At 68.4% G+C, this 23,436-nt stretch carries 15 protein-coding genes and 2 pseudogenes; 7 read left to right on the forward strand and 10 right to left on the reverse strand.

Annotation, left to right across the window (positions count from 1 at the left end; all coding sequences use genetic code 11):
- Positions 1-4 precede the first annotated feature (4 nt).
- Positions 5-1,369, forward strand: coding sequence for an esterase/lipase family protein (locus ACXC9Q_RS25865; protein ID WP_457059241.1), 1,365 nt, complete (start codon positions 5-7; stop codon positions 1,367-1,369).
- Positions 1,366-5,271: a hypothetical protein gene (locus ACXC9Q_RS25870; RefSeq protein WP_457059242.1), complete on the forward strand. Its 3,906-nt coding sequence runs from the start codon at positions 1,366-1,368 to the stop codon at positions 5,269-5,271. Before ACXC9Q_RS25865 ends, ACXC9Q_RS25870 begins: the two co-directional genes overlap by 4 nt.
- 527 nt (positions 5,272-5,798) lie before the next feature.
- On the opposite strand, the pseudogene ACXC9Q_RS25875 reads toward ACXC9Q_RS25870, so the two are convergent.
- A pseudogene (locus ACXC9Q_RS25875) lies at positions 5,799-6,410 on the reverse strand (recombinase family protein); the annotation flags it as partial.
- A 305-nt stretch (positions 6,411-6,715) separates the two neighbouring features.
- Between ACXC9Q_RS25875 and ACXC9Q_RS25880 the strand changes: the two are divergent.
- The gene (locus tag ACXC9Q_RS25880) at positions 6,716-7,693 is read left to right on the forward strand and encodes a hypothetical protein (protein ID WP_457059243.1); all 978 of its coding nucleotides are present in this window, start codon (positions 6,716-6,718) and stop codon (positions 7,691-7,693) included.
- A gap of 772 nt (positions 7,694-8,465) precedes the next feature.
- Positions 8,466-9,404, forward strand: a complete 939-nt coding sequence (locus ACXC9Q_RS25885; RefSeq protein WP_457059244.1) for an aldo/keto reductase — start codon at positions 8,466-8,468, stop codon at positions 9,402-9,404.
- Between the two features lie 36 nt (positions 9,405-9,440).
- Here the strand turns inward: ACXC9Q_RS25885 and ACXC9Q_RS25890 are convergent, their stop codons facing one another.
- Positions 9,441-9,821, reverse strand: a complete 381-nt coding sequence (locus ACXC9Q_RS25890) for a MerR family transcriptional regulator (protein WP_457059245.1) — start codon at positions 9,819-9,821, stop codon at positions 9,441-9,443.
- Between the two features lie 659 nt (positions 9,822-10,480).
- Positions 10,481-11,407 (reverse strand): phosphotransferase family protein, encoded by a 927-nt coding sequence (locus tag ACXC9Q_RS25895; protein WP_457059246.1) that lies wholly within the window; start codon positions 11,405-11,407, stop codon positions 10,481-10,483.
- 161 nt (positions 11,408-11,568) lie between these two features.
- Between ACXC9Q_RS25895 and ACXC9Q_RS25900 the strand changes: the two genes are divergently transcribed.
- Positions 11,569-12,450 carry an alpha/beta fold hydrolase gene (locus ACXC9Q_RS25900; protein ID WP_457059247.1) on the forward strand — a complete coding sequence of 294 codons (882 nt, stop codon included), beginning with the start codon at positions 11,569-11,571 and terminating at the stop codon, positions 12,448-12,450.
- A gap of 219 nt (positions 12,451-12,669) precedes the next feature.
- Here the strand turns inward: ACXC9Q_RS25900 and ACXC9Q_RS25905 are convergent, their stop codons facing one another.
- The 3 genes from ACXC9Q_RS25905 to ACXC9Q_RS25915 form a co-directional block, all read right to left on the reverse strand.
- The gene (locus ACXC9Q_RS25905) at positions 12,670-13,548 is read right to left on the reverse strand and encodes a hypothetical protein (RefSeq protein ID WP_457059248.1); all 879 of its coding nucleotides are present in this window, start codon (positions 13,546-13,548) and stop codon (positions 12,670-12,672) included.
- Positions 13,545-14,039, reverse strand: coding sequence for a SigE family RNA polymerase sigma factor (locus ACXC9Q_RS25910; protein WP_457059249.1), 495 nt, complete (start codon positions 14,037-14,039; stop codon positions 13,545-13,547). The genes ACXC9Q_RS25905 and ACXC9Q_RS25910 overlap by 4 nt, the downstream gene beginning before the upstream one ends.
- A gap of 77 nt (positions 14,040-14,116) precedes the next feature.
- Positions 14,117-14,659, reverse strand: a complete 543-nt coding sequence (locus tag ACXC9Q_RS25915; protein WP_457059250.1) for an AAA family ATPase — start codon at positions 14,657-14,659, stop codon at positions 14,117-14,119.
- A gap of 108 nt (positions 14,660-14,767) precedes the next feature.
- Between ACXC9Q_RS25915 and ACXC9Q_RS25920 the strand changes: the two are divergent.
- Positions 14,768-14,863: pseudogene (locus ACXC9Q_RS25920) on the forward strand (alpha/beta fold hydrolase); the annotation flags it as partial.
- 120 nt (positions 14,864-14,983) lie between these two features.
- Positions 14,984-15,892: an NADP-dependent oxidoreductase gene (locus ACXC9Q_RS25925; RefSeq protein WP_457059251.1), complete on the forward strand. Its 909-nt coding sequence runs from the start codon at positions 14,984-14,986 to the stop codon at positions 15,890-15,892.
- Positions 15,893-15,940: 48 nt separating this feature from the next.
- Here the strand turns inward: ACXC9Q_RS25925 and ACXC9Q_RS25930 are convergent, their stop codons facing one another.
- From ACXC9Q_RS25930 to ACXC9Q_RS25945, 4 genes are all read right to left on the reverse strand, one after another.
- On the reverse strand, positions 15,941-17,539 hold the full coding sequence (locus tag ACXC9Q_RS25930; protein ID WP_457059252.1) for a carboxypeptidase-like regulatory domain-containing protein: 1,599 nt from the start codon (positions 17,537-17,539) through the stop codon (positions 15,941-15,943).
- Between the two features lie 29 nt (positions 17,540-17,568).
- Positions 17,569-21,483, reverse strand: a complete 3,915-nt coding sequence (locus ACXC9Q_RS25935) for a carboxypeptidase regulatory-like domain-containing protein (protein WP_457059253.1) — start codon at positions 21,481-21,483, stop codon at positions 17,569-17,571.
- A gap of 189 nt (positions 21,484-21,672) precedes the next feature.
- A complete protein-coding gene (locus ACXC9Q_RS25940) occupies positions 21,673-22,650 on the reverse strand; it encodes a phage baseplate protein (RefSeq protein WP_457059254.1) in 978 nt (325 codons plus the stop codon).
- Between the two features lie 174 nt (positions 22,651-22,824).
- A complete protein-coding gene (locus ACXC9Q_RS25945; protein WP_457059255.1) occupies positions 22,825-23,370 on the reverse strand; it encodes an AAA family ATPase in 546 nt (181 codons plus the stop codon).
- Positions 23,371-23,436 lie beyond the last annotated feature (66 nt).

Raw genomic sequence — 23,436 nt, forward strand, 5'->3', positions numbered from 1 at the left:
TCGGATGGACGTAGTGGGGGCCGTGTCCGGGGATGCAGTCATCGTCATCCCGGGCATCATGGGGAGTTCACTGGTCGACGTCGAGACGCGGGATGTCCTGTGGGGGCTCGACGACGCGAGTTGGTGGGTCAGCGCGTGGACGACGGGGAGAGCGCTCAAACGCCTCGCGGTCACGGATGAGGAGCGGGCCGGCCGGACCGGCCGCGTTCGCGCCTCCGGGCTGTTGCGGTTTCCGGCGTTCGCGCCGGTGCTGAAGGGCTTCGAGCCCTACACGAAGCTGCTGACCGGGATCGGACCGGTACTCGCACATCCGGACGCCTTGCGCGAGTTCCCGTACGACTGGCGGCTGTCCGTCGAGCACAACGCGGCGGAACTCGGCCGGGTGGTCGACCGGCACCTGTCCCAGTGGCGTGCGCACCCCGCGGGCAGCGCGGACGCGAAGGTCGTGCTGGTCGCGCACTCCATGGGCGGACTGGTCGCCCGGTACTTCAACCACGTGCTCGGCGGCGCATCCGACGTCCGTACGACAGTCACCCTCGGCACGCCGTACTACGGCTCCGTCAAGTCTGCGTACATCCTGAGCTCGGGACAGGGCATACCGATTCCCCGCAAGCGGCTGCGCAAGCTGGTCCAGCACATGCCCGGGTTGTACGACCTGCTGCCGTTCTACCGATGTGTCGACGACGGTGCGTCCGCCCGCTGGCTCCAGCCCGGCGACATCGCGGCGATCGACGGCGACCGGGAGCTCGCGAGCGAGTCGCTCGAGCGGCACAACCGGCTGATGGCTGGGGAGGCCGGCAGTCTGCGGCTGCTTATCGGCGTCGAACAGCCGACGATGCAGAGTCTGTCGGTGCGCGACGGCGTACTGACACCTCTTATGCACACGTGCATCACCGATGAGGCCGGAGTGGTCAAGGAGCGGGTGGATCTGGGTGGCGACGGCACAGTGTTCCGCCGGTCGGCCGCCGGGTTCGGCCTCTCCCCCGGCACGCTCCCGCAATCGCATGGCGCGGTCGCCGCGACCGAGGAGGCCATTTCGCATGTGCGCGACGTCCTGACCAACGACACCGCCGGACCGCCGCTGGGACCCGGGGAGATCGGGATCGACGTACCCGACATCGTCTCGGCGGACGCGCCGCTCACGATCACGGTGACCGGTGCGGACGCGATCGGTACGACGTGCCGGGTCGTCGACGCGTTCACCCGTTGGCAGGTCGCGGTGCCGCCGTTGCAGCGTCGCGACGGGGTGCTGACCGCATCGGTCGTGCTCGGCGAACCAGGGGTCTACCGGGTCGAAGTGAAGGGCGGTGGCGCGTCGGCGGTCACCGAACAGGTGCTGGCGGTCCCTCCTGAGGAGGCCGGCCAATGACGGATGCGACTTTCACCATCTACCCAATCCCGATCGCCGCCTACAGCACCGAAGTACGACGGCCGTTCGCACCGATCCCGGCCGACGACGACGCGCAGGCGATCGCCGACCTGCTCACGCCGTACGGCGGGGTCGTGCATCACTGGACTGAAGGTCAGCCGGACGCCGCCTGGGTGCAGCGGGAGCTGGGCGCCTGGGCCGATCGGGACGGGCCGCGGAGTTCGGTCCTGGTCTGGGTCGGCCACGGCGAGTCGGACACGGAGGATGCCTGGCTGGCGTCGTACAACAGCGCCCAGCGAAAGAAGGGCACCGGCCACCACGCGCAGGAACTGGCGAACCACGTGGCCGACGAATGGGCCAGCAGGAGCGATGACCCCGGGGCGTGGACCTTGGTCGTGATCGAGGCCTGCGGCGCCGAGCGGTTCGTCCAGCGGCTCGCGATCGAGGTCCTGTCCAGGTCGAATCCGGCCGGGTCCTTCGCCCTGCTCGGCGGTGGCGGCACCGGATCGACCTTTCTGAAGGCGGTGCCAAAGGCTCTCGACGAGGCGCTGAAGTCCTTTGCGCCCAACGACGAGGTGATCCGGGTGGACGACCTGGTCGGCCGGCTGGAGAACCGGCTGGCGTTCGGCCAGTCGATCCGGGTCGGGCTCGGACGGGCCCGGCCGTTGACCCCGCCGCCGCGGCCGCTCGGTGCGGGCGTCACCGCCCCACAGGACGTCTATGTCGAACTGGAGGAGTTCCTTGCCGGTCTGCCGAAGGACCAGCGCAAGTTCTTCGTGCCCAAGGCGCAGGGAGCGGAGCTCGGTGAGCCGGCCTGGTACTTCGAGGGGCGTGGCCGGGAGCGTCGGGAGATCACCGAGTGGCTGCGCGCGAACAGCTCCGGACTGCTCGCCGTCACCGGGCCGGCCGGCTCGGGTAAGTCCGCTGTGCTGGGCAACCTCGTTGTGCACACCAACCCCTCACTGCGCGAACTGCTGATCCGCGCCGGCCGGGTCGAGCGGCTGGCCGCGCCGGAGCAGCCGCCGGACGACGTGTTCGACACCTCGGTCCTGCTCACCGGTCTGACGACCACCGACGTGATCAACCGGCTCGCGTCCGACCTCCAGGGGGAGCCGGATGTCTCGTCGACACTCGACGGTTTGCGCACCGCAGCCGAGGGCCGGACAGTCATGGTCGATGCGCTGGACGAGGCCCAGGATCCGCTCGGGACCGCCGACGTACTGCGGCAGCTGGCCGAGGTCGGCGGATGCCGGGTCGTTGTCGGGACCCGTCGTTCGACCAACGAAGGCCCCGACATGCTGAAACCCCTCGACACCGACCTGCTCGACGCGCTCGAACCAACCACCACTGTGACGGTGGACCTCGATGCCGAAGCGGTGACGAGGTACGTCGAGCATCGGTTGAGCTCGCTGCCGATCGACGCCGAAACCGCGGCCGCGGCCGCCCGGAGCGTCGGCGCGCACAACCGGCACTTCCTGTACGCGCGGCTGGCAGTGCACGAGATCCTGGCCCGTCCCGAGTTGCTCGCCCCGGAGGCGCAGCCTCAGCTCGCCGCACTGCTGGAGCAGGACCACCGCGGCCTGTTCGCCATGGCAGTCAGCCGGCTGACCGTTGCCGACCGCAACTTCCGTCCGTTGCTGGAGGCCCTTGCCCATGCCCGGGGCCGGGGCCTGCCGCGCGCCGACGGCATCTGGGCCACGGCCGCCCGCGCGCTCGCGGCCGTCAGCCCCGGCGAGGCCGACCTGGACAACCTGCTGGTCGCGGCGGCGCCGTACGTCATGCTCGACGGGGAGCACGGCCAGAGCACGTACCGGCTTGCGCACCAGACCTTCGTCGAGCACTTCCATGCGCGTCCGGACTACGCCGCCGGCCATCGACGGATCGCGGAAGCGCTGACCCCGCGGCAGCGGACGGCCGGCTGGGCGGACGCCAACTTCTACGTCGTTCGCTACCTCGCCGAACACCTGGTCGCCGAACCCGACCGGATCGCGCCGGCGGCCGCGGCGGTCGTCGAGCTGGTGACCGATGCCGGCTGGCTGACTCGTGCGGTCGACCTGCTGGGCGTCGACCAGACCGACGCGGTGATCACGATCTTGGTCGACGTGATCGTGCGGGACGTTTGGCACGACGATGTCGACTCGACGGTCCAGTGGGTGACCACGTTCCAGGCTATCGACGTGATGGGACGGGCCCTGCGCCGGAGCCGGACCGCTCTCACCCGCGATCCCACCCAGCTCGCGGGTCAGCTGCACGCCCGGCTGAAGGAGTACCCCAGCGCCTCGATGACCGGGCTGGGCGACGCGATCGGGCGGCTCACGACCGTTCCCTGGCTGCGGATGGTGGAGGGCAGCCTCGACTGGAGAGCGGATCTCGAGTCGACGTACCGGACGACGGGCAAGGTCCGTGGTCTCGGCTTCGGCCACGTCGACGAACTCCCCGTGGTCGCCATCGCGGTCGACACCCGGATCGAGTTGTGGGATCCGCGGACCGGTGTACCGGATGTCACGTCGATGATCACGCTCGGCCACCGGGCGACCGCCGTCGCGATGTCGGTCATCGACGGACGCCCCGTCGTCGTGACCACGGCCGGGTACGACGGATTGCTCGAGGTGTGGGACGCCCGTAACAAGGAACGGCTCGCCGCGGCGGACATCGGCTTCGGCCATGTCATCGGCATCGGCCGGATCGGCGGACGGCAGGTTATCGCCGGCGTGCCGTTGGAGGGCGTGCTGAAGCTGGTCGACGCCGTGACTTTGGAGCCGCTCGCGGTCCCGGCGGCGATCGCGGCCCTGGACATTCGCGGTTTCGGGGTCGAGAACGACGAGGCCCTGCTGCTCCTGGCCGTGCAGCACGAGCCCGGGCCGGTCCGGGCCCGGGCTCGTCGCATCCTGCTGATCGACCCCGCCGACGGCCGGGAGATCTGGCGGACCGATCCGATCGCATCCGAATTCGGCAGTCTGGACGTGATGACCGCGGCGCGGATCGGGTCGCAGTTCGTGGTCGCGGCCGGGATCGAAAACCGGTTGTGGTGGTTCACCGGACACGCGAAGGTGCAGGTATCTCCGTACAGTGAGCGCACCCGGGCTATCGCGGTCGGCCTGGTCGGCGGACGCGCGATCGTCGCGCTGTCGCCCGACTACGACAACACCGCCTTGGTGCAGTTGCAGCAGATCGAGGACGACGCCGACGGCCACGGCGTCTTGCTCTCGCGGACCGTCGGTGCCAGCGCGGCGCAGCCGTGGTTCGAGCAGTTCGCACCGGTACCGGTTCCGAAGGGGCTCGGCGACCCGCCGCCGTGGGGCCAGGGCAATCCCCGGCCGCTTGACCTGGACCGGCCCGAGAGCTGGCCGCAGACGGTCGCGGCGACGGGCGAGGTGGACGGCGTGCCGGTTGTTGCGACCGGATCGGTCGACGGCGCCGTGTGGATCTGGGACCAGCGGACGCTGGCTCCGGCGCAACGCCCGCGCGCCGTCGCCGGCCCGTTCGTCCAGCTGCCGCCGTACGTTCTCGAGCAGGGCTGGGACCTGCTGCACGTCAAGCCGAGCCTCGACCTTGCGACATCGGTGGCCTTGGGCAACCTTCCTGGGCACGGCGCGGTCGTCGCCGCGGCGTGCGGCGGACAGGCGCGGCTGTACACGATCGCGGACGGGACGCGGATCGAGAACCCGGCGGACCGCGCCTCAGCGGTCCAGTGTGTGGCAATCGGATCGCTCAACAGGCGGACCGTGCTGGTCACCGGATCGACTGGCGGCAACGTCGCAGCGTGGGATCCGGCGGCTGGCACCCGGGTGGCCGGGCTGTACATCGACGACCCGATCACGAATGTGGCCGTCGAATCCGACCGCGTGCTGGTCCGGACGGCCACCCACGGCGACTACGCCCTCGAGCTTAAGGAGCCGTGACCATCCAGAGGTGTCCGTCGGGATCCCGAATCTCGTCCCGGCCACGGACGTCGCCACCATCAGCAGCTGCACCCGGGGAGTCACGGCGTCGTACGAGGCGAGTCGTCCGAGTGGTCTCCGCATGCCCATTGGCCGCGGACGTAGATCCAGCCATGGTCAGCGAGCCACCGATCAGCAGCGTCGGGGACGTGCGCAAAATCGTCGGATGCGAGCTCCTCGCCGAGCATCACCGTTGCACCGCACAGGCCGCACATGACGATCCGCGCCTGGTGAGGCTGGCAGCGTTCGCAATGCCACCGCTCCACCACGGCTTCTGAGCTGTCTGGGTCCGGCAGTAGCCAGACGGTTTCGAGGCCTTCGCGATGCAGCTGCAGTTCGTGCTTGCTCGTCGGCCGGTTGCCGCAGGTCGGGCACGCCGTCGCCCTTGGCGGGGCCGGCATCGGCCGCGGGCCTGTCACCGCGGACCGATCTTCAAGCACGACACCGGGCAGCGCCGCCGGAGCGGCCGCGAGAGTGAGGGTCGGCTTGGCGAGCCCAGGGACGTACTTGTAGATCGTCGAGCGACTGACGCCGAGCAGCTTGGCGACCGAGGTCACCGAGTGATCGGGCTCGGCGAGGAGTGTTCGAGCCGAGCGCACCTGATCTGGTGTCATCGCCGGAGGCCGGCCGAGCCGTGTGCCCCGCGCTCTCGCCGCAGCGAGGCCTTCGTGTGTGCCTTCCACGATGAGCTCGCGGATGAATTCGGCGAGCGCGGCGAAGATGTGAAACACGAGCCGGCCGCCGGGAGTCGTGGTGTCGATCGCCTCGTGCACGGATCGGAACCCGACACCGCTGCGCCGAAGGTCCCCGACGATGGTGAGGAGGTCCTGCAGCGACCGGGCCAGCCGGTCGAGGCTCGGTACGACGAGCGTGTCGCCCGGGCGCAGGTACGCCAGACAGGCGATGAGCTCGGGCCGGTCGGCATCGCGGCCCGACTGCTTGTCGGCGAACACCTTGATGCACCCCGCCTCGTTCAGCGTTCGAAGCTGCCGGTCGAGAAGCTGACCGTGGGTCGACACCCTGGCATATCCAACCGAGGCGCCGGTGAGCACCGCGGGTTCAGCTGCGAGCAGGTCGGGTGCGGTCACAGAGGTCGCCATGACCGCGACTGTAGGAGAAAGGGGTAGCGACAAGTTGTTGGACACTCCGACTTCGCAACACGTTTCTCGACACTCAGAGCCTGCGTGTCGGCTGCCGAGCCGACGCAGGCGGGTGGTGTCGAGAAAACGATCGATTCTCAACACCCTCTCGGCGACTGGCTGGCCCATGATGTGTGCTTCAGCCGTGTATCACCCAGTTGCATAGTCGGCCATAGGTTCAGTAAGGATTTCGAGACACACGAGGTAAGACTGATGTGTACGGGACTGTGCGCCAGGCCGTGGGACCGCCGGTCGAGGAGGGCCGATTGATCCTCGACGCCGCCACCATTGGCGTAGTAGGCCTGTTCGGATGCGCCAGCCACACACTGATGAGCCCGGTCGTACGACGCTGGCGGATCAAAGCGAACCAGGCGCTCGAAGAGGAAGGGCCGGTGACGCTGGAAGAGAACCAGCGCGAGCGCGAGCTGGTATGGATGACCGTCGGCATGAACATCACGGCTGTCGTGGCCGGCGCATACGCCGGTATCGGTGGCGCGCTTTTCGTCGATAACGGCACGCTCCATTGGCCAAAAGGGTCCGACGGCATAGCCATGATCGCCGGCGCCGCGATGCTGGTCCTACTCGTCGGGATCATCGGTCTCGACCATCTGACGCGCCCCTGGCACCGTTGGATCGACGAAGCGGGCGCCCTGCGACAGCGACTGCGGCAGATGTCGACCAATCCCGAGCTGGACCCGCACGAACTCCAGATGGCTGAGGCGACCCTCCGGCGGCTACGGCATAAGCACTTCCACAGTCGTCGGTTTCGACTGCTACTCCGTCTTGGCGTAATCGACCCCGAAGCCGCCCGGGACTGGCGCCGCTCCGACGGCCGCAGGTGGGATCCTGCTCGACTGAGCAGAGGGCAGGTTCTCCGCTTCTCCCTTGTGGGCGGGACATCGTCCGGGTACCTCGTCTTCGCCCTACTCTGGCTAGCCGCAGAGAGCTGGTATGCATTTCACAACCTGGGAGACCACTGGTGGATAGCCTCCGTGGCATTTCTCGTGTTCCTCGCCGTGCCTTGGTCAATCACCCTGATATCGGTGTGGCCAGAGCTCGTTCTAGAGAACCGTCGATTCGCACGCGAGCGAGTGTGGCTCGCTGAGTGTCGCCAACGGCTACACGCGTTGCAGGTCCAGGCAGCTGGGCCAGCGCCAGCGCCACCAGCACCCACCGATCGTGTCTGGATCCAGGTTGGGTCGTGGCTATTGGTTCGACGGAGAGGAAGCAACCGCAACACCTAACAGCCCCGCGGGAGCGATGGATCTCGGTTACGTGTTGCCGCGCATCCCGGCGACAGGGGCGACCGATCATCACCGAACTAAAGTAAGTAGTGAAATCTCCGGTGATGCCTGACATAAGGTGCGCTATCGGCGCCGGTCGGAGGTGCCAACGTCGGTGGGAGAGCCTTCGCCAGTGCAGATGGCGTGGGGCCAGTCGTGGGGCCACCTGGAGTCAAATACTGTTGGCAGAGGGGGCAGATCGGGTCGGAATACGAACTCCCGGAGCCTGAAGTCGGCCCGTGTGGCAACGGCCGCCGGACTCATAATCCCTGGGTCGCGGGTTCGAGTCCCGCCCGCCCTACTGTGTATCTCCGCAGGTCACAGCCGCATTCGGCTGTGACCTGCGCCTGATCCAGCACCGCTCGCGACATGTCCCCCTCGTGATCGATGTTCAGGCTGTAGAGCCGGTCGTTTTGGGGCAGCTCCAGCGGTGCGAAGGTGTGGTGCGTCCAGTTTTCGATGTTGCCGCTTACGGTGCGGTAGTGGTGGGCGACCGCGGGAAGCTGAGTGATGGTGTCGCGGGATGCCCGCCAACACAGACATCCGTCGCCGGCGACGGCATTCGGGGAGTCGGTCGCAACGTCATCGAGTCCGGCACCGAGTCGTACCGGCTCACACATCCCCTGACCTGACCGCTTCGGGCGGGTCTACCCCGCCCTGCCTCCCGCGAATCCGTAGCTCTCGTGACCTCGCGGCTTGACCTGGAGCGCGCTCCAGCAACGAGGCTGGAGCGATGAACACACCCACGATGGCCCTCGGGACGATGTACTTCGGCACCAGGGTGGACGATCGGAGCGCCTTCTCGATCCTCGACCGGTACGCCGAACTGGGCGGAGACTTCATCGACACCTCCGACAACTACAGCTTCTGGACCTCCGAGACCGGCTTCGGCGGCCAGAGCGAGGCGCTGCTGGGCCGCTGGCTGGCGTCCAACTCCGGGGTCCGCGTCCGCCTCAGTACCAAGGTCGGCGCCCAGCCCACGCGGGTCGGCGGGTTCCCCGACCACCTCGAAGGGCTGAGCGAGGACGTCGTGCGCGGAGCCATGGCACAGAGCTTGGAGCGGCTGGGCGTCGACGGTGTGAACCTGTACTGGGCGCACGTCGAAGACCCGACCGTTCCGGTGGAGGACCTGGTCGAGACGTTCGGCGGCCTGGTCCGTGACGGCCTGACCGCTCGCTGGGGCGTGTCGAACCACCCGTCCTGGCTTCTCGAGCGGATCCGGGCCACCGCCGAACGCACCGGCCACCCGCAGCCAAACGCGTACCAGGAGCGCTACTCCTACCTTCAGCCCGCCGGCGGCATGGCCGTGGAGGGCCAACCGATCCCGCTGGGAATGCTGTCACCGGACGGCCTCGACTTCCTGCGGCGCAACCCGTCGTTCGACGGCTGGGTCTACACCGCCACCCTCCAGGGCCGATACGACCGCAACGACCGCCCACTCGAGACCGAGTACCGCCACCCCGGCACCGAACGACGGCTGGCGGCGCTGACCCGCATCGCCACTGCGCGCGGACTCCGACCGGGCCAGGTGGTACTCGCGTGGCTGGCCTCCGGGAGCCCGGCGCTGACCCCGATCGTCGGAGCCAGCAGCGTCGAACAGATCGAGCAGGCCGTGGTAGGCGCGTCCACCATCCTCACCGAGGATGAACTGGCGGCGCTGGACGGCGCATAGGCGACGACGCGCGGACAGCCCCAATGCCGGAGTGGGTCAGGACGTCGCATCCCCCATCCGGCGGAGTTCCCCGCGGTACCAGTCCGTCTTCTCCTCAACCCGGGTGAGGATCGCATCGAGCTCGGCCATCCGCGCCCGGATCGAGGCGGCGTGCTCCTCGAGCAAAGCGACTCGCTCCGGCATCGTGGTGTCATCACGGCTCAACTCGCCGTACCGACGCAGCTGCTCGATCGACATACCTGTGTCCCGCAGGCAACGCAGGAATCCGAGCATCCAGAGATCGCCGTCGCTGTACACACGCCGCCCACCAGCGCTGCGCTCGATGCGCGGCAGAATACCTTCGCGCTCGTAATAGCGCAGCGTATCGATGCTGAACCCGGATTGTGCGGCTGCCTCGGCCGGCGAGTAGGTCGCCATCACGAGAACCTAACAGCTTGCCTGGAGCCAGCTCCAGATCAGACCACACAAGCTCGCCGGTCAACCACCGCACCGTAGCTCGGAGCCATCGTCGATCAACCGGCCACAGGCAAGGCCCCTACTTCACAACTGCCGTCCGACACTCAGGCTTGGACCGTGCACAGCATCGCCAAGGCAACCTCCGTGCGCAGGTTGTCGAGCGCGCTGGCGTGCAGTGCTCCAACGCACCTCGACAGCGATGATGCTGGCATGGCTCGCCGCGACCTCCTGGTCGCCGCTTAAGGCGGGTGTGGTTGTGGCTGCGCCTCGCGGTTTGCGGGAGGCTGGGGCTGCCGCCGTCGGCGGGCGTGGGGGCGACGCCCGGGTTGGCGGTCATGGAGGCACGTGGATGTCTGAGGATCGTTCGTCGGCCGAGGCGTTCGGCCGGCTGTACATGGAGTTACAGGACGTCGACGGGGTCGAGGAGACCCGTCGATGACGCGGTTCAGTTGGCGTTGGAGCGGTCTGGTGGAAGTACGCCTCGGTCATGCTGGCCACACACGGCCGCCCGGAGATCATGGCGCGCACCAATCCAAAGCTGTACCAGGAACAGATCTGCGCCGATGCACGCCGCTGAGATCGCGATCCAGCAGGACCGGCACTGTTGATTCCGGACGTGGTCAGGTGGCGTTCAGGAGAGTGGTGAGGTAGGCGTCGAGGCGTCGTTCGGCGGCTTGGGTTGTCAGGTCGGGTCTGCCTGCTGCGCGCCAGGCTTGGGAGATCAGGTCGATGTCTTCGGACAAGGCGAGGGCGTCGCGTACGAGCCAGTACTGGCGTTCGGCCGGATCTGCCGCGAGGGTGCCGCCGGCGGCTTCGTAGGCGGTGACGAACTCGAGGCCCCAAGCAGCGCCGTGGAGTACGGCGAGGTTGGTGGCGCAATGCGCGACGTCCAGGTCGGCCGGACCCCAGCAGGGACTTGCCCAGTCGACCACGCCCGTGAGGGCTGTGATCGGTCCGTCGAACAGGACGTTGCCGGGTTGGAAATCCCGGTGCAGGTAGCGGCCTTCGTACGACGGCGCCGGCCGGCGGATGATCTCGATCGCGTCGGACCATGCCTGAGCGTTGATGCCGGGCGGAGTGACGACCGTGTCGGCGGTCGTCAGAGTCCCGTAGACGGGAGGCTGTTCGATGGGCTGGATGGTATGGATCGCCACGAGTTCACGGGCCAGCAGCGGGATACGCGCCTCCACTCCCTTGTCCTCGAGGACTGCCCGACCCGGCAGATGCGTCATCAGCAGCGACGGGTACTCGCACTCCGCAGCGAGGGGATCGACCCCGACCAACTCGGGAGCCGTCACCTCTGTTGCCGCAAGCATCGTCAGTGCGGCGGCTTCTCTTGTCAGTGCTTCGTTGGCATTGCCCACGCCGACGTACGAACGCAGGACCAAGGTGCGGGTGTTTCCGTTCAGACTGCCGATGGTCAACCGTCGCATCTCGGCGGTAATGCCGCCAAGCAGAACATCGGCGCGAACGATCCGCTCACCGGCGGCGAGGTAACTGGCCGCCCAGGCGAGAGTGTTCGGTCGGACAGCGGTGTGGTCGCTCACGCCACCACCTCATCATTCGCGCGGTCCTGCGCGGAAACGGTTTTCGGTTCACCCGCGGCTCCTCCGCCGAACGGACAACGCCAACTCGTCGTGGTGAGGTGGCGTCTGCTCGGGTGAAATTCCGTCGGCTTGCGTCGATGGATCGCCTATTGTCACGTGTCATGACCGAGACGTTCGTGACCTCCGGTCCGCTGCGCTTGTGGACCGAGCGGATCGGAAACCCCGATCATCCCGCCGTTCTGCTGATCGCGGGCGCGTCGGCTCAGGGCATCACCTTCCCCGACGCGCTGGTCGACCGCCTCGTCGTTCGCGGCGTGCAGGTGATCCGGTTCGACCATCGCGACACCGGCCGCTCGAGCATCATCGACTTCGACCGGCATCCGTACGGCCTGTCCGACCTGGCCGTCGACGCGCTGGCCATCCTGGACGCCTATGAGCTGCCGTCCGCCCACGTCGCCGGGGCATCGATGGGCGGCGTGATCGCGCAGTGGCTGGCCGTTCACGAACCGGCCCGCGTACGCTCCATGACCCTGCTCTCCACCACCCCCATGAGCCACGATCCCGGTCCGGTTTGGCAACGAGCCATGGCCGGGCAACCCGCCAACCCTGACGACCTGCCTCCGCCGACCTCGCGTTTCCTGCAGCACGTGGCCGCCTCGGACGGCACCCCGCCGGGCGTGGAAGCCGACATAGCCATCTTCCGGGTCATGAACGGCGACGTCCGCCCCTTCGACGAACCGGCCGTCAGAGCGATGCTCCAGCGCTGCTGGGCGAGGGCCACCGACCCGTCCGCCGCCGCCCACCACGGCTTGATCGGCCGGAAGAAGGGCCCGGACCTGCTCATCCCCCTGTCGACGATCACCGCCCCGACCACGATCGTCCACGGTGACCAGGACCCGATCTTCACGCTGGCCCACGGCGAGGCTCTGGCCGCTGCCATCCCGGATGCACACCTGCACGTCATCCCTGGCATGGGCCACGTCTACTTCTCCCCCGGCCTCCCGGAGCAGCTCGCCGACCTGATCTCCGTGGATACCCCGTAGCCCGGCCACTAGGTGCCCGAGCTGTAGGCCTTCGCGGCGACCGCCGGCGTGCTCGCCCGGAGCGGCGCGCACTGGATCACCCGCGAGACGGCTGGCCGGGTGGTTTCCTGATCGACAACCCCGCTGGGCCGGCGGCCGACCAGAATTTCTGGGACGGTCGCCTGCCCAGCGCCCTCCGCGCCGTCGCGGAGCGGCTCCCTCGCGGTGCTGCTGCCCTGATCAGGTGCTGATCTTGAACTTCGCCGACGTCACCAGCTCGGCCAGCTGGCGGGGGGTGAACACCGGTTGTGTCAGCGGCGATCGCTTCGGGTGGTCGCTCTGCTTGGCCTGTGCGAAAATCACGACCGTGCCGTCGTCGTGCCGGTAGGTGGCCCACTGGTCGTAGCTGCCGTGCCCATTGGTGGTCACCACGCCGACCTTCTTGCCGCCAACGTCCACGATGGTGCAGCGACCGGTCCCACCCCAGAACGTCTGCGCCAACTTGCACGGGGCCATCGCCGGTTTCCCGTCGGGCGTGGTCGACTGCACCAGCAACTGGCCGACCCGGTCGTCCTTCTGCACCGGAATGGAGGCCTTGTACTCCCAATAGTCCTGTTCCCCGGCATTGGACGCGTACTGGCTCTGCGGCCATCTCATCGAGCGACCGTCCGGGTACTTCAGGTTCGGCGTGCTGAACCCCGGCGGCACCGACGAGCTCAGTTCGTTCATCAGAGTCACGGACCGAGCGGCGCGAGGACCCGCGGACGCCGTGCGGTCTACCTGGCCCTCCGGCCACGGGTCGCCTGTCTTCCGCGTCGTCGGCGTCGTCGGCGTCGTCGTGGAGACCGGCGACGGCGTAGACACTGGCTGCGTCGTCGGGCTGGTGCCGCCCGCCACCATCTGGCCCGCCGACCGGTTACCGGTGTAGTTCGCGATCAGTGCGGGACCGGCCCCGACGCCAACCACCAGCGGCACGACCGCGACCGCGGCCCACGCCACCCTGCGCCGCCTGCGCGCCCGGCGGCCCTGGTCAAGCGCGAGCGCAGGATCCATCGACGGCGGCGGACTGCTGCGCACCATCACGTCATGCAATGCCTCGTTGAGATCCTCTTCGTTCATCGAACCCTCTCCTCTTCAAGCAGACCGCGCAGCGTCGCCAGCCCGCGCGCGGCCTGGCTCTTGACAGTTCCCGCCGAGCATTCGAGCAGCGCGGCCGTCTGCTCGACGGACGCGTCCTCCCAGTACCGCAGGACCAGAACGGCGCGTTGCCTCGGCGGCACCTTCGCGAGGGCCTCCAACAACACGAGCCGTTCGTCGGCATGGCCGGACGACGGCGCCTCCCGATCGGTCGGCCGAGACCCGACCGACTCGTACCGGAACCACCCCCGACGCCGCTCAGACAGGAACGTGCGTACGAGCGTCTGCCTCGTGTAGCTGTCCATTGCCTCGTGCCGCTGGATCCGGCGCCACACCAGGTAGATCTTCGTGAACGTCTGCTGGACCAGGTCTTCCGCGCGATGCCAGTCGCCACACAACAGGTACGCCGTGCCGCGCATGGCGTCGGAACGTGCAGCGAAGTACGCCTCGAACGCTGCGTCCCGATCACTCATCTGTCCTCCTCATCCTCGGTACCGGGTTAGACACGCCTACGAGGGTGAAGTTGGTTGCATCCGCGTTGGAGCGCGCCCTAGCAGTAGTCGGCGGTGAGTGTCGGCCATCGGTCGACGGCCCAGGCCAACCAGGTCGTCCACTGTTCGGGCGGACAGGGACTGTCCACGCCGGCGAGCTCGGCGGCATCGGGTGCTTCGAACTGGGTACGCCACGTGGCAACGTCGGCCTCGGGCATCGGGAAGGTCTGGGGGGTGGTGGCCTGGCGATGCGCGATACGGGCGAGTTGGGCGTCCAGGTCGACGGGCAGATAGACCACCTGGCACGACACCCCGGCTTGGCCGGCCAGCCAGCGCAGCGCCGACCGCTCGTCTCGGCTCCAGAGCCCGAAGTCGAGGACCACGCTGGTCCCCAGCCGCAGAGTCCGCAGCGCCATCGTGATCAGCCAGCCTTCCAAGAGGTCACGCTTGCCGTCGGCCCTCAGCGAGGTGCCGAACAAGGAAAGGTGCCACTCGTCCGGAGTCAACCGCAGCGCATCGTGTGACCTCGCCAGCTCTTGAGCCCGGGTGGTCTTGCCGGCGCCGGGAAGCCCGACCATCAAGAACAGCGTGGCGACAGACATCGTTAGGTCTCCTCGAACATGACGCGGGCGTGAGCCTCCGCGACACCGAGACCGTGTCCGGCCCCAGCGCAGCAGCAGTCACCGTACTTCGAGACTCGGCGCAGCAAGCATTGGCGGCTGGTCGAGATGGACACCGGCCACTGGCCGATGTTCTCTCAGCCGCGCGAACTGGCGCAGATCTTCCTCGAAGCAGCCGGGGACTGACCGCAGTCCCTCCGCGCCCAGGTGGCCCCTCGAAAGCGCCGCCGAATGGCCCACCGATCGCGGGCCACGACTGCGTAGGGTCGAGTCGAACCAGCACAACAATCACTGCGAAGGATCTTCATGCGTGCCATCACTGTCCGGGACCGCGAGGCCGACGGCTTCGGGCTGTCCCTGACCGAGCTGCCCTACCCCTCCGCCGCCGAGAACGACGTCATCGTGCAGGTCCACGCCGCCGGCTTCCTCCGCGGCGAGCCGGACTGGCCCGGGACCTGGATCGACCGCGCCGGCCGCGACCGCACGCCAAGTGTCCTCGGCCACGAGCTGTCCGGTGTCGTCGTCGAGCTCGGCTACGGCACCACCGGTCTCACCGTCGGTCAGCGGGTCTTCGGGCTGACCGACTGGCGCCGCAATGGTTCGCTCGCCGAGTACGCCGCGGTGGAGGCCCGGAACCTGGCTCCGCTCCCCGCCGGCGTCGACCACGTCACCGGGGCCGCTGCGGTGATGCCCGGTCTGACCGCCTGGCAAGCGCTGTTCGACCACGCTCACCTGCAAGCAGGCCAAACCGTCCTCATCCACGGCGCCGGCGGCTCCGTCGGCTCGGTCGCTGTCCAACTGGCCCGCGAGACCGGAGCCCACATCATCGGCACCGGCCGGGCCTCCGACCGGGACCTGGCCGGCACCCTGGGCGTCCACGAGTTCCTCGACCTGGACAGCGACCAGCTCGAGGACGCCGGCGAGGTCGACGTCGTGTTCGACGTCATCGGCGGCGAGATCCGCGACCGCTCCACCACGCTGTTACGCCCCGGCGGCACCCTCGTCACCGTCGCCGATCCGACGACCATCCAGCCCCGCGACGGCCGGGCAATCTTCTTCGTTGTCGAGCCCAACCGCGAACAGTCCGCGCAGTTGGCCGCTCGCCTCCGCGATGGGCGGCTCACGCCGCTCGTCACGGCCGTCCGCGACCTGGCTGTCGCCCCCGCCGCCTTCACAGAGCACACGCGCGGCAGGATCATCATCACGCTGAAATGACACGGCTTGTCGGCACCCCCGGGATATACCGGCGGGGCCTGGTCTGAGTCAGCGCAGCGGGACCAGGCCGTACTGCGTCTGGTCGACCGAGTTCCCGTCACTGTCCGCCGCGCGCACCCGCACACCGACGGCCGTTGCCTTGCGCAACTGCTTGGCCGGAACGCTGACCGCGTAGGCGCCGTCGTGCCCCTGGTGGACCTTCGCCGGATGCCACGAGTGACCGTCGTCGCTCGTCCACGACACCACGGGTACGCCGATGTGCGCCGTACTGCTCGATCCGGCGAGATGACTCACCGTCAGGTCGAAATGCAGGTCGCGCCAGCGGGACGCCGTACCGGATCCGTCGACGTCCGGACCGTAGTCGACGGCCAGCGCCGGCGGGGTCAGACCGTAGTGGATGCCGTCGTTCGGAGGCTCCGAGGCGAACGTCCAGACCGTGTTCGTGTCGGCCCGGATCGCTCCCACGTGGCGACCGATCTGACTGACGACCCGGAAGTCGGCACGCTCGTCGGACACCTCGAAGTCCCAGGCCGCGGTCTTGGCCGTCCCGACCTGGACACCGTTGCGGTACAGGGTGGTGCGGACCGAGTCGAGCTTGTGGTCGTCGACACGTCCGGACTGGTAGCCGTCGCTCAGGCCCGTGGTCACGGAGATCAGGCCCCGCGCCTGGTACGTCTCCCCCGCAACCATGTCCCCGTGCAGGCCGCGACCCTCGTACATGTCGACGTGCTCGCCGGGGTGGTACGACCGATCCGGCTGGCAGATCACCGCTGCCGCTTCGTTCGGCGGTACGACGCACTCCCGGAACGTGCTCCGTGGATCCGCGGTCACCAGTTCGGTCTCGTTCGACCCGCGCTCGACCTCCCTCCAGATGACCGAACCGTCGGGGTTGTACTGCGTGGACGCCGCGACCTGGATCCCGACCTTGCCGGCCGACGACGCGTAGCGATGATGCACCACCTGTGCCATCCGGTGCAGCTCGCTGTTCGTCAGGATCTTCGGGCCTGCGGGCACGTGGTCCTGGACGTCGAAGACCAGATAGGAGTCCGGCGCGGAACGACCCCCGAGTCCGGTCGGCTCGAGTCGCCACAGTGTCGCCGTCTCCAGGACACCGGTGGAGACCTTCGAGGTGGGCGTGACATACACGTCACCGGACCTGACCTGCTCCGCGGTCGCCTGCATCTGGTTCTGCCAGCCGACCACACCGGTGTTGGTCCGCGAGACGGTCAGCGTGAAGTCCACTGCCTGCGTCCGCCGCCCTTGGACGACCGGCGGCGTCACCCGCCGCCCGGCCCGCGCGTCCAGCACGAGCGTCCTGTCGCCGGCGAGCACGAAGTCAGGCTCGACCACCATCGTGATGGTCTCGCGGCGACCGGGCGCGGGCGGTGTCACGACGCGCACCAGCGCCGACCAGTGCCCGTTCGGCAGCGTCAGCTCGCCGCGCCCGTCGCCGTCCGTCGTCACCTGCGGAGATCCACCGGTCACCGGGTCGACCAGGAGGACTTCGCTTCCGGGCAAGGGCGCGCCGGTCCGGTCGAGCACGGTGATCCGCACGGCACTGGACTGTGGCTGATCTGCCTGCGCCGGGGCAGCGGCGACGGTCACCAGCACAGCGGCGGTCGCAGCCGCGGCGAAACGTCTGAGCACGAAGAGTCCTTTCGGCAAGGCGGTAGAGGTCACCTGCGGGTCAGCGTGACCGCCACCGGTGTCACGTCGTACGGCGTATCGGTCGCGAACGCGAAGCGGGCGGCGTAGGCACCGGCCGTCGAGGTGGCAGCGGGATCGAATCGCACGCGAACTGTCACCGACCTGCCGGGCGGCACCGTGAGCTGCGTGCGGTCAGTCGAAAGCCATCCCACATCGGAGCCGGTCACGCAGGCATCCTGGCCGGGCAACTGCTCGGCGTACGGCGATGCGGTGAAGGAACCGATCGAACCGCCGATCCGGCTCAGCCCACACGCTGCACCGCCACGGAACATGGTGTAGGTCGCGTTGGGCAGAGCCGACCACGCACCGCTCGCGGGGTCGAGTTCGACGGCCTGGTTGGTGATCGAACCGCTGGTGATGCCGCCGACGAGCTGCAGCTTGCCGCCGCTGCCCGAGGATGCCATTCCCCAGACGGGATAGGGCAGGTCGGCGATCCGGGTCCAGGTGTCCGAGCCGGCGACGTACTCATACGCGCTGGCAACCGGGAACTCGTGCCACGGGTCGTCCGACGGCACCAGACCGCCGGCGCAGATCACACTGTCGGCCGAGCCGGTGCAGCCCTGCATCACCACGTGCTCGGGGTACTCCGCCAGCCGCGTCCAGGCGTCATGGCCGGGGTCGTAGCGGTACGTGGGAGCCGTCTCGGCGCAGGCCACGGTTTCGCAGCCTGCGACGACGTACAGCTTCCCGCCGGCGACGGCGCCTGCCGCCGCACTGCTCGGCGACGGCAGATCCGCGACGCGCGACCACCGGTTCGCCGCCGGGTCGTAGACGTAGGTCGTCGAGGTCAGGTTGCCCTGCACGTCCCAGCCTCCGGCGACGTACAGCTTGCCGCCGGCGAAGCCGCCGACGGCGTTCTCGCGCGGCTCAGGTAGGTCGGCGATCCGCCGCCAGGACTTGGCCGTCGCGTCGTACGCGTGCCCGGCACCGGTCAGGCCGTTGTCGGTTGCTCCGGCGACCGAGTAGACGATGCCGTCGTACGCGGCGACGACGTTGTCCATGATCGGTGTCGGGTAGTCCGGGAGAGCGGACCACGCCGGGTTCTCCGAGACGTCGCGCGACGGTGCGGGTTCGTGTCCTTTCCCGTGCTGCTGGGCGAACGAGAGCGGCGCAGCGTCCACCTTCTCCCGCCGCAGCGGTGCACCGGGCGACGCCGTACGGCGCTGACCGCCGGCCGGCGTGAATCCGCGGTCCTGTTCGACGATGGTCACCTCGGCCGGCTCGGTGCCGTGGTTGGTGAACGTCACGGTGCGCGAATCCACCGGCCGTCCGCCGGTGCTGACCGACATCGAGTGTGGGGTGACAGTCACCTGCCCCGCCCGCAGCGACCAGTCCTGGCGGGTCGTCCGATGCGCTGCGACGGCCGCAGTGGCGGCAGCCGACGCATAGCGACGCCCCGAAGCGGTCAGCGGGACCCGGCCGGCGTGATTGCTGAACAGCCAGTAGTAGCCGTCGCCGAGCTGCGCGTCCTCGGGTGTCGACTGGCTCACGGCCGGCGTCCCACCGGAGATCTGTACGCCGGTCAACGCCGCGCCGGTGTTGTGGTCGCGCACGAAGCCGGCGACGAGTCCACCGGGCGTCGCCTCGCACGAGCGAGTGCCGACGTACACGTTGTCCAACTCCCAGTAGTTGTCGTTCTCACCACTGAAGCGGAACCGAACCCGGACGTCCTTCGCGTTCGCGGCTTGCGGAACCGGGACCTCGACATGGCCCTGGACGAACGCATCTGGCGCGCGCCAGACGGTCGCCCAGGTCGCCCCGCCGTCGAGGCTCAGGTCGACGTACCCGTCCTGCGTGCCGAACCCGTAGTCGTAGTAATAGGTGTCGAAACCAATCACAGGCTTCGACTGCCCGGCCAGGTCGACGGCCGGACTGGTCAGACTGGTGTCGTTCCGATCGACGGGCGACGTCCAGTTGTCGACGACGGCGAACTGGCCGCTGCCCCCGGTGAGGTTGCCCTTGGCACCGGGATCGCCGAAGGTCCAGGTCTTGCCGGTCCCCGCGGCGTCGCTCACCTGCCAGTTGTCCTGGGCGTCCGACCATCCCTCGAAGCCGGTGCCGGCGCCGTGGTAGGAGTACGCGTACCCCGCCGCGGTACAGGACGAACCGTCGACGGACAATGCGACGTCCTGCACCAGCGATCCTCGCCCGTTGCTGACGGCAACGGTGCTGTCCGCCGGCGCGTAGCCTGGCATGTCGACCGCCTCGACGTGCAGCTTGTACGTCGTACCGACCGGGAGGTCGACGCGGTAGCGGCCGGTGAACGGGTCGGTGTGGACGGCTCCGTTCGGATCGCCGTCGACGGAGATCTTCGCGTACACCGGCCAGCCCTGGCCCGACCCGTCGGTCACGGTGCCGGTGACGGTCCGGCTGGCGAGGGCGGGCAGCGTGAGGTTCTTGCTGGTCGTGGCGCCCGCGGACACGGTGACCTGATCGACGGTCGCGTCGGCGTACCCGAACTTCGAGGCAACGATCCGGTAGGTCCCCGCCGCCACAGCGAGGCTGTAGCGACCGTGGTCGTCGGCCACGGTGTGTGTGGCATAGCCGCTCGCGTCGGTGAAGGTGACGGTCGCGCCGTCGAGGGCGTGCTTGCCCGATCGCACCGAGCCGGCGATCTGCCCGTGGGCACCGAGAGTCAGTGCCGAGACACCGTTGGGCGTACCAACGCCGGTCGGACCGTCCCAGCCCGGACCAGCCGTGCACCGGATGTCGCCACAGGTGCCGTCGGCTCCTTCGGTGACGTCGTGCAGCGAGATGTTCTTGCGGTAAAGGTACGTCGCTGGATTGCTCCCAGGGACCGGGGTCCCGGCGAGCGCGTACATCGCCGCGACGAGCGGTGAGGACAGGGACGTCCCACCCCACTGCGCCCAACCGTCTTGCCCGAGGGTGTTGTAGACGGCGAGCCCGGTCTCGCTGTCGGCGTCGGCCGCGACATCGGCAGTGGCTCGCTTGCCGGCGCAACCGGTGTCGAGATGTTCCTGGAACTCGGGTCGCGACTCGTAGAGCGAGCAGCCGCTGCCACCATCCACCCAGGCGGTCTCGCGCCAGCCGCGCGTCGTGGACTTGTCCCGGGTGAGCGTCGTACCGCCGACGGCGATCACGTTCGGCGAGGTAGCCGGGTAGCTCTGCACGTTGCCGAGGTCTCCGGACGACACTGTGACCGCGACGCCGGGGTGGTCGTAGTAGTGGTCGTAGTACGACTCGAACGGCAGCTCGCCGTCGATGCCGTACGAGTTGGAGATGGCGACCGCGCCCAGCGACGCCGCAGTGTCGACGGCCTGGCCCAGATCCGGCGAACTGTTGCTGTCGGCCTGGACGAGCAGCATATGGCAACCGGGACAGGCCGACGAGACCGCGTCGAGGTCGAGGGCCGTCTCGATGGACCAGTCGGGATCCTCCCGCGGAAAGCCGGAGCCGCCGCGCTGGTCGACCTTGGTGAAGCAGCCGTTCTCCGTCGTACAGGGCGCGAGGCCGTAGTGCGCCCGGAAGACGGCGAGGTCGGACTCGGCGTTGTTGTAGCCGAAGGCATCGACAATCGCCACCGTCCGGCCTTCGCCGCCCTCGGGCAGGTCATACGCATCCTGGATCTGCGCCGGTCCCAGCGAGGTCGGCAGCGGCCCGTCCTGCTGCTGCAGCAACGCCCCCCGCTGGTCGGCGCGACCTACCGCGTAGCAGCGAGCCAGCGGCGTGGTCGCGTCGGACGAGATCTCACCGACGTTGCATCCGGCCGGAACGGAGTAGCTCCCGTGCGGGGCACCCGCCGTGTCTGCCGTTGGTAGAACCGCCGCTACCGCCGTGGTCGCTGTCGCTGTCGCGGTCGAGATCGCGAGCACGATGACCGCACACGCCCGGAACGCCCGCCCTCTGTGGATCCTGCGTAGCACGCACTCGCCCCTTCAGCCACTGCCCCGACACGACAAACCGCTGGATCATGTCACCCGGTCCGGCCGGTGACAATGCAGTTCCAGGCGCCTGTTCCTGCCACCTGTCACCTTCCTGACAGGCGATTCCCGCGTCTCCCTCGAGCTCATTGGTGCCCGGCGGCCGACGGGCGGTCGCCGGGCGGGCATGGCTCAGACCAGCACGTTCTTGTAGAAGATGCTGGAGCGCCGGTGGTCCTTCTTGCCGGTGGCGAAGCCAATGAAGAGGCGGACCTCGCCACCATCGGTTTTATAGATCGCCAGGCCCTCGGGCTCGCGGTACCAGAGCTTGCCGCCGGCCTTGGTGAGGACCGGCTGTTCCTTCACGGTGCCGGTGTTGATGTTGATGCTGCTGATCTTCGCGTTGCCGTCGCCGTTGGGGTGGCCGTCGCCGGGGTACGGGTTGCCCGTCAGGTAGTACATGTACGAGCCGTAGAGGGCGTAACCCTGCGGAGTGCCGGAGATGCTCGGCTGCTTGAAGTCGACCAGCGGCACACCGAACTTGCGCGAATTGAAGGCGGAGAGGGGAAACACGGCGATGCGCTTGCCGTCGTAGCTCTGGTAGCGCACGATCATGCGCTGGTAGACCGGATCGACGGAGCAGGTGTACTCGCTGGCCCCGGGGATCGGGTGGTAGGCGCCCGAGCCAGTCGGCCAGCTGAGGGTGGCGTTGGCGACGTAAGCGATGGGGGTGAGCCCGGTGCCGAACCCGTTCTTGTTCTTGGCGCACTCGATCCACAGCTCGGTGCCATTACCGCGCGGCAGCGCGGCGAAGGCGACGCCGTGGCCGAAGCCATTGAGGTGCATGTACGACTTGTAGTTCCCTTGGAAGTCCATCTTGCTGATGCACAGGTTGCCGTCGGACTCGGCGGCTCCGACCCGCTTGGTTGCCACGAACAAGTACTTGTGCACCCAGTCGAAGGCGAAGCTCTGCTGGACCCGCGGACCGTGCGTCCGCGCGGACCGGAACAGGTCGTACGACGGCTGCGTGAGATCGAACCGCTTGGTGGTAGTCACCGCCGCGGAGGCGGCGTGCGCGCCGGCGCCGATCCCGAGCGCGGCGAGCGAGGCGCCGGCGCCCGCGCGGATGAGGCCACGGCGGGAGAGGAGGAAGCCAGGGGCGTGGTTCATGCGGACTCCAAGGGTGTAGATGGGGGGACACATGACGCTATCCATCGCAGGGGGCGGCAGGCGGTCGCCGTTCGCCCCCGTCTGCCTTGGGCAGAAAGTCAACCGGCTCGAGCGCAGCCGCAGCTACCTACGCGCATCTGTGAGCCGCACCCGAATGTGATCTACGTCTCCCGCCTATGCCTTCAAGTAGACGTCGACCTCGGGCAGTAGCTCGGAGAGCGGTCGGTGCATGTCCAGCTGGAGGTAGTCGTCCAAGGGACGTTGAACACGGTCCATCGAATCGCGGAACAGCGCCTCCCCGTCCACCGGCTGGTCACCGAGGTCCAGCGACGGAAGGTCCACGCCGCGACGGTGGCTTCTCAGCCGCGGCCGCCGACCGAGCCTCTCGTCGAGGAGTTTCAGATCACGAACCTGGCACTCGATGTATCTGTACCTCGCATCGTGCGCCCTGGCGATTTCCATGCCCTCGTTCAGGATCCTCGGCCAAAAACACGGACTGTCCATGACCACTGGATGACCCTGGCCGAGCACATCACGAGCCAGCGCGTACATGACCTCGTACGCCGCCTTGGCACTAGCGGCGACGTCGAAGCCCGCATCGAGAACAGCGCTCCTGATGACGTCGTAGTCAACGGCAACCGCACCATGCGTGTCTGCGACGTGGGCGGCGACAGTGGACTTCCCGGAACCCGGAACGCCCGACATCTGAAGCAGGAACATCGCTTCCAAGCCTCCACTCGTCGCTGCTGCAGCGCCCTACATGCCTTGTGGCGAGCCACCCTAACA

It is taken from the genome of Kribbella sp. CWNU-51, assembly GCF_054073265.1.